The sequence below is a fragment of the Bradyrhizobium sp. genome (genome assembly GCF_035935975.1).
GTDB lineage: Bacteria > Pseudomonadota > Alphaproteobacteria > Rhizobiales > Xanthobacteraceae > Bradyrhizobium.
Genome location: NZ_DASYWN010000003.1, coordinates 23,880 through 30,510, shown reverse-complemented (window position 1 = coordinate 30,510; position 6,631 = coordinate 23,880). Strand labels below are relative to the sequence as shown.

Annotated in this window: 9 protein-coding genes and 1 tRNA gene; 4 read left to right on the top strand and 6 right to left on the bottom strand. The window is 65.0% G+C overall.

Features of this window, described 5'->3' with window-relative positions:
* Positions 1 to 281 precede the first annotated feature (281 nt).
* The gene (locus tag VGR99_RS00500; protein WP_326896334.1) at positions 282 to 965 is read left to right on the top strand and encodes a hypothetical protein; all 684 of its coding nucleotides are present in this window, start codon (positions 282 to 284) and stop codon (positions 963 to 965) included.
* A 99-nt stretch (positions 966 to 1,064) separates the two neighbouring features.
* Here the strand turns inward: VGR99_RS00500 and VGR99_RS00495 are convergent, their stop codons facing one another.
* The 5 genes from VGR99_RS00495 to VGR99_RS00475 form a co-directional block, all read right to left on the bottom strand.
* The gene (locus VGR99_RS00495) at positions 1,065 to 1,580 is read right to left on the bottom strand and encodes a hypothetical protein (RefSeq protein ID WP_326896333.1); all 516 of its coding nucleotides are present in this window, start codon (positions 1,578 to 1,580) and stop codon (positions 1,065 to 1,067) included.
* 112 nt (positions 1,581 to 1,692) lie between these two features.
* Entirely contained in the window at positions 1,693 to 2,094 is a 402-nt protein-coding gene (locus VGR99_RS00490; protein ID WP_326896332.1) for an SRPBCC family protein, read from the bottom strand.
* A gap of 180 nt (positions 2,095 to 2,274) precedes the next feature.
* Positions 2,275 to 2,634 carry a VOC family protein gene (locus tag VGR99_RS00485; RefSeq protein ID WP_326896331.1) on the bottom strand — a complete coding sequence of 120 codons (360 nt, stop codon included), beginning with the start codon at positions 2,632 to 2,634 and terminating at the stop codon, positions 2,275 to 2,277.
* A 56-nt stretch (positions 2,635 to 2,690) separates the two neighbouring features.
* Entirely contained in the window at positions 2,691 to 3,530 is an 840-nt protein-coding gene (locus VGR99_RS00480) for an AraC family transcriptional regulator (RefSeq protein WP_326896330.1), read from the bottom strand.
* Between the two features lie 10 nt (positions 3,531 to 3,540).
* A complete protein-coding gene (locus tag VGR99_RS00475; RefSeq protein ID WP_326896329.1) occupies positions 3,541 to 4,119 on the bottom strand; it encodes a methylated-DNA--[protein]-cysteine S-methyltransferase in 579 nt (192 codons plus the stop codon).
* A gap of 173 nt (positions 4,120 to 4,292) precedes the next feature.
* Between VGR99_RS00475 and VGR99_RS00470 the strand changes: the two genes are divergently transcribed.
* Positions 4,293 to 4,366, top strand: a tRNA-Gly gene (locus VGR99_RS00470).
* 4 nt (positions 4,367 to 4,370) lie between these two features.
* On the opposite strand, the gene VGR99_RS00465 is transcribed toward VGR99_RS00470, so the two are convergent.
* On the bottom strand, positions 4,371 to 5,363 hold the full coding sequence (locus VGR99_RS00465; protein ID WP_326896328.1) for an alpha/beta hydrolase: 993 nt from the start codon (positions 5,361 to 5,363) through the stop codon (positions 4,371 to 4,373).
* A gap of 172 nt (positions 5,364 to 5,535) precedes the next feature.
* Between VGR99_RS00465 and VGR99_RS00460 the strand changes: the two genes are divergently transcribed.
* Together VGR99_RS00460 and VGR99_RS00455 are read left to right on the top strand one after the other, a co-directional pair.
* The gene (locus VGR99_RS00460) at positions 5,536 to 6,117 is read left to right on the top strand and encodes an XRE family transcriptional regulator (protein WP_326896327.1); all 582 of its coding nucleotides are present in this window, start codon (positions 5,536 to 5,538) and stop codon (positions 6,115 to 6,117) included.
* Complete coding sequence (locus VGR99_RS00455) at positions 6,117 to 6,629, top strand: GNAT family N-acetyltransferase (RefSeq protein WP_326896326.1); 513 nt, start codon at positions 6,117 to 6,119, stop codon at positions 6,627 to 6,629. Before VGR99_RS00460 ends, VGR99_RS00455 begins: the two co-directional genes overlap by 1 nt.
* Positions 6,630 to 6,631: the final 2 nt, after the last annotated feature.

Below are 6,631 nucleotides of genomic sequence, written 5' to 3'. Positions count from 1 at the left end.
CCTTCGAAAGGCCGCAGCCAGATCAATCGAGGCTTTGGACAACGCTATCGCCCTCGCCATGGCCGCCTTCACCGCCCAAGAGTGCCTGAACTTCTTCGCCGCGGCCGGTTATGATCGCGTCTGATCAGAATCTGCTCTAGGCGCGCGCACTATTTTGTTTCTGAATATTTCCATGCGTTGATTGGCAATACCGGGTAACCGGGTTGGTCTCTGCCGAATGCTCCGCGCCAGCTCCTGGGGACAATTTTCGCCGCGAGTCCACCAGAAGCACGGAAGGTTACATGACCTCGATTTCGGCGCTCTCCACCCACCACCACACGTCACCACTGCAAAGACTGCAAGACGAACTGCAGGCGGAAGTCAGCTCCGGCGCAATCAGCTCGACCGATCAGTCGGCGTTGTCGTCCGCGCTCAGCGACATCGACTCCGCCCTGCAATCAAGCCAGACGGGCGATCAGTCCAGCGGCACCCGGCTGTCGCCCGACGAGTTCTCGTCGAAGATCGACGATCTCATCCAGCAGGAAGTGTCGAACGGCAAGCTGACCGACCAGCAGGCCACCGAGCTGCAGGGTGTGTTCAAGTCGGCGTTCTCCCATGGTCCGGGTGGACCGGGTGGAGCAGGTGGCCCGCCGCCCGGACCGCCGCCGTCTGATGGTTCTTCGGCCAGTGGCACGGACAGTTCGTCGAGCGGCAATCCGGTGGTGGATCTGCTTCAGCAATTCCTGCAGTCGCTGACGAGCTCATCCACCGATTCGACCTCGTCCAGCACGACGGGATCAAGCGACACGACGACCGGAAGCAGCACGGATAGCTCGAAAAGCACCACGTCTGCGACGGAGCTGCTGCAGCAATTTCTCCAATCGCTGAAGGACTCGTTCACCGACCACACCTACGACGCCGGATCGACCGACGCGGCGACTGCAAACGCCTCGGTGTCAGGCGTCCTTCTCAACGACCGGGTCTGATAACCCCGCATCACGCCCCGACCCGGTGCAACCACCCTTCGTGCCCCCGAAGGGTGGTTGCTTCGTTGCCGGAGCTGCCTGGCAGTCAGCGCGTGCGATCTAGCGATGCTTGTGGCGGCGATGACCGCCGCCGCCGACATTGGCGAGCCGCATCAGTTGCGGGATCATCGCCATCATGTCGCCGCCGCCGGCGCCACCCAGCATGCCCATGATATCGCCGCCGCCCATGCCGCCGAAGCCTGCCGGTATGGTGCCGCCTCCGCCCATCGGCGTGTAGCCGCCGTAATTCGGCGCGCCGAAACCACCGCCGAAATTGCCGGCGCCGAGGCCGCCAAGACCTCCACCGCCCATCATGCCACCAAATCCGCCGCCGCCATTCTCCATCATGCGGCTCATCATCGGACCCATGGTTTGCATCAGCATGGCGAAGCGACGCTTGCCCATCTTCGCCTTCATCATCTCCAGCATCGGCGCCATCTGGGTCATCATGTCTTCGCCGCCGGCACCACCACCACCGCCGAAGCCTGCGAACTGCGCCCGAGCCGGCGTGCTCGCGACCGAAAACAGCAGCAGCACGGCGGCCGCCTGGCAGATCACCTTGTCCGCACCTCTCATGGCATGCTCCTCGCGTGCGTGGCTTCGCCGGGAGAGCGGAGCCAACCGGACGCACGCGGCCATGGTTACGGCGAGGTAAGCGATGGCTCTGTGAGAAAAGTCACAGAGACGATCAGGCCGCAGCAGGCGGAAAGGCCCTGTGTATGGCAGCCACGGCTTCCCCGGTTTGCCCCTGGACGTAAGGAGCAAGCTCGTTCGGCAGCATGTCGATGATCCAGACGAGGCGGCACCTCGCCTCGCCCTCGGCGATCACCTGCACCGACGCGCTGTAGTGCTTCAGCCGCTCGTTGTTGATGGCATAGACGAGGCGTTGCCGCGCATCGTCGCTATCGATCAGCACCTCGCGCGCGACCGAGCCATTCGCGAAGGTGACGATGCGCGCATCGCCGTCGAGCGTGCAGGCGGTGACGAAGCCCGGCACCAGCCGCAGATGCAGCGCGCCGAAATCGCGCACCGCATCCCAGACGTCGCGCGCGGGGACGGGGAGAGGAATATCGTTGTGGATGGAGGCCATGGTTGATTCTTATCATGTGGAGAGAGACCGATCGGGCCATCATCTCAGGTGTCATCGCCCGACTTGATCGGGCGATCCAGTATTCCAGAGACTGCTTGATAGAACCGAGGGGCCGCGGCGTACTGGATGCCCCGGTCAAGCCGGGGCATGACAGCGCGTGTGTGACGGGGCCGTCGTGGCTTAAGTACAGACCGCCTCGACATTGTTGCCGTCAGGATCGATCAAAAACGCCGCGTAATAGGTCGGGCTGTAATCCTTGCGCGGGCCGGCGCCGCCATTGTCGTGGCCGCCGCTCTTCAGCCCTGCGCTGTGGAACGCCTTGACTGCGTCGTGGTCCTTGGCGCGAAACGCGATATGCGCGCCATCGGCCTTGCGTGTCTTGTTCAGATGCAGCCACAGCGCCGGCTCGCCCTTCGGCCCGAAACCGGCATAGCCGTCGCCGCTGGAGCACAGGACATAGCCGAGGGGCGCCAGCACCGCGGTGTAGAAGCGCGTGGCGGCGTCGAGATCGGCAACGCGCAGTCCGATGTGGTCATACATGGTCGTCTCCATTTCCAATGCGCACCGAAAGTGGCGCGCGCCGGAGACGACCCTAGTCAGTTGAGGGCAAGCCGCTCTTGGAGAATCTTGCGCTCACCCTTCGAAGCCTGCCGGAATTTCGTCGGCGACACGCCGGCGGCACGGTGGAAGGTGCGGACGAAGTTGGAGAGGTCGCCGAAGCCGACGTCATAGGCGACGTCGGTGATCGCGATATCGTCCTCGGTGAGCAGGCGCGCGGCATGACGCAGGCGGGAGCGCACCAGATATTGATGCGGGGTGACGCCGAGCACACTCGAAAACAGCCGCAGGAAATGGAACGGGCTGAGGCCCGCCTGCTTCGCGGCCTGTTCGAGGTCGACCTCGGCATGCGAATTGTCGTCGATCCAGAGCGCGGCTTCGACTGCGCGGCGACGATCGCGCGCGGTTGGCGTCGCCGGCTTGCGCGCCTTGCCCGAAACCACATCGACGAAACGGCCAGCCAGGATCTGCCCGACTTCGTCGAGGCCGAGATCGCTGTTGCCATCTGCTGCCGTCTGGGCGAGCTCGCCCAGCACCATCAGCTCGGGCAGCGGCGGCGTCGCGCCGACCTGCCAGGTCTCGCGGCGTCCGCCGAGGGCATCGACCAGATCCTCGCTGAGGAAGAATGACAGGCAGACGTCGCCGCTGACATGCTCATGCGTGCAGGTGTATTCGTCGCCGGGGGCGCCGACCAGCATCGAACCCGCCACCAGCTCGAAGAAGCCGGCGCGGCAATGGCAGCCAAAACTGCCGGAACGGACATAAGCGATGGAATGTCCGGTGCGGCACTCCGCAAACGGCTTGTCGTCCGGCCCCGCATCGCAGCGAAACTCGGAGACGGTCATCGAGCGTGTCGTCAGCAGCGTGGTTGCATCCATGCCACCTTATCTAGGTGGAGGGCCTCGGCGGAGCAACGGGCAGCAGCACCTCGAACAGCGTCTTGCTGGCAACCGGATGGGCGCCCTCCAGCGACAGCAATCGCCGCTTGGAGATCACCCCGCCATAGGGCGAGATCCGGTCGGCATAATTGCCGGCCTCCAGCACCCGGTGACATGGCACGATCAGCATGTAGGGATTCTTCGCGATCGCCTGCGCCACCGAATGCGCGGCGCCGGAGGCGCCCAGCGCCCGGGCGATCTCGTGATAGGTGCGCGTCTCCCCGCGCGGGATCGAGCAGGCGTATTCGTAGACCCGCCGGTTGAAGGCCAGCACGGCGCCGGCATCAAGCCTGACCTCGGAAAAATCGGGATCGTTGCCCTGCAGCAGGCCGACGATGCCCTCGATCGCCAGCTCGGCGTTCGCGGACGGGCGCTGCTCGCGCGCCTCGGGATGGGCCTGGAAAATCCGGCGGCGGGTGTCGATCTCCCGCGCCTCCGGCAATTGCACGGCCACGACGCCGGTGCTGCTCCAGATGATGCCGCAACGCCCTATCGTCGTGTCGAATATCGTATAGCCACGCCCCACCATGCACACGCCCCACTCAGTGCACGCTACTCCCCCGACATACGATCATAACACCGCCACAATCCGGCGCACCTGGAATCTTACTGAAGTGTTAAGAAGCGTCCGGTCCGGTGCGCCAAACCGCTTGGCGGGACGCGCCGTCTCGGCTAATCAGAACGGGCGTGAACAGCGCATCCGCGGGCGTAGTTCAATGGTAGAACGGCAGCTTCCCAAGCTGCATACGAGGGTTCGATTCCCTTCGCCCGCTCCAAGCCTTATTTCGGCAGGCTTCGCAGAAACTCCACGATCGCCGCGTTCACCTCGGCCGGCCGCTCCTGCTGCGTCCAATGTCCGCAGCCCGGCAGCATTTTGATCTCGCGGAGCTGCGGCACCCATTGCTTCATGTTGGCGAGGTGCTCGGCGGCGCCGGGAAAGGCGATGACCATGTCGTGGTCGCCGGCGATGTAGAGCGAGGGCACGATCACCTTCACGCCCTCGAAGGCCCCCATCAGCTCCCAGTTGCGGTCGATGTTGCGGTAGTAGTTGAGCGGTCCGCGGAAGCCGCTGCGGGCAAATTCGGCGCCGTAATAATCGAGATCGGCGGCGCTCAGCCATGACGGCAGCGGCACCTGCACCTTCGGCAGCATGCCCTCCTTGCGTGAGACCATGCCGACGCCGACGGTCCGCCCCTGACGCTCGGCATTGGCACGGATCGCGGCGGCTCCTTCCCCCGAACCGCCATAGAGCATGGCAGCCAACGTTGCACGCGGATCGCGTTCGAACTCGGCTTCGGCTGCGCCCGGCTCCTGGAAATACAATTGATAGAACTGCGCATCCGCCGTCTGCGGCATGACACTGGTCGGCCGCGCCTCGCTTCGTGGGCGATAGGGGACGCTGAGGATGGCGGCGGCGCGGAAACGGTCGGGCCGCAGGCGCGCCGTGTGCCAGGCGATGGTCGCACCCCAATCGTGGCCGACAATGACCGCGTCCTTCGCCTCGAAGGCATCGAGCACGCCGACGAGATCGCCGACCATGTGGAAGATCGTGTACTGGTCGATCGCCTCGGGCTTGTCGCTCTTGCCGTAGCCGCGCATGTCGGGCGCGACGGCGTGGTAGCCGGCGGCGGCCAGCGCCTCGAGTTGGTGGCGCCAGGAGTACCAGCCTTCCGGAAAGCCGTGGCAGAGCAGCACCATCGGACCTTTGCCCTGCTCGGCGACGTTGAGGTTGATGCCGTTGGCCTTGATCGTTCGCTGTGTCGGCTCGCTCATGCCATCGCCTCCCCGGTGCATTGTCGTTTGCCGCATCCTAGACGTTGCTGCCCGGCGCGCAAAGATTCCAATATATTAGCCCCTTGGTCCCGGCACGCGCCGCTCCTCCGGCCTAAGCTCCTCTCGCCCGGCGGATGCGGTCCATGTGCCGGGCGATGTTCGGACAGGGGCCATGGACCAGCAAAAACTCGACCGCGCGATCGGTCGCCGCTTGAAGACCCTGAGGACGCAGGCCGGCATGACGTTGAACGAACTTGCAGCGCGCTCCGGCGTCAGCCGGGCCATGATCGGGCGGGTGGAGCGGGCGCAGAGCAGTGCGACGGCGGCGCTGCTCAACAAGCTCTGCGCGGCTCTCGATGTCACCCTCAGCGACGTCGTTGCTCTCTCGGAGAAGCCGCCGGAGCGCTTGATGCGGCTTGCCGACCAGCCGCATTGGCGCGATCCCGACAGCGGCTACCGCCGGCGTCACGCCTCGCCGCCGGACGCGGCCAGCGGCATCGAGATCATCGTCGTCGATCTGCCGGCCGGCGCGCGCGTCTCCTATAGCCCCTGGGGCCGCAACGCCTTCACCCAGCAGCTGCTGATGCTGGAGGGTGCGGTCTGCGTGCATATCGACGCCAAGACGGTGCGCCTGCGTGACGGCGACTGTCTCGATTTCGACGTGATGCGCGCGGTGACCTTCGAGAACGAAACCAAACAGGACGCCCGCTACGTCATCATCACGCGGCGCGGCACCTCTTACGGGAAAATGTGATGTCGCTGATCGTGCGGGACGCAACGCTGGAGGATGCCGGGGATATCCTCGCCATCTACAATTTCGCAGCCATCAACACCACCGCGGTCTGGACCGACGGCCCGGCCGACCTCGCCTCGCGCCGCGAGTGGATCCGCGCGCGGCAGGAGGCCGGCTATCCCGTGCTGGTCGCGATGAAGGGCAGGGACGTGGTCGGCTTCGCCTCGTTCGGCGATTTCCGTCCGTTTCCCGGCTATCGCCACACCGTGGAGAATTCCGTCTATGTCGACGAGCGGCATCATCGCGCAGGCATCGGCCGCAGCCTGATGGCCACGCTGATCGAGCGCGCCACCGAACTGAACAAGCACGCCATGATCGCCGGCATCGAGGCCCTCAATGCGGGCTCGATCCGCCTGCATGCCTCGCTCGGCTTTACCGAGGTCGCGCGCATGCCGGAGGTCGGTTGCAAGTTCGGCCGCTGGCTCGATCTCGTCTTCATGCAGAAGCAGTTGGCAAGTGACGTGAGACCCTGACG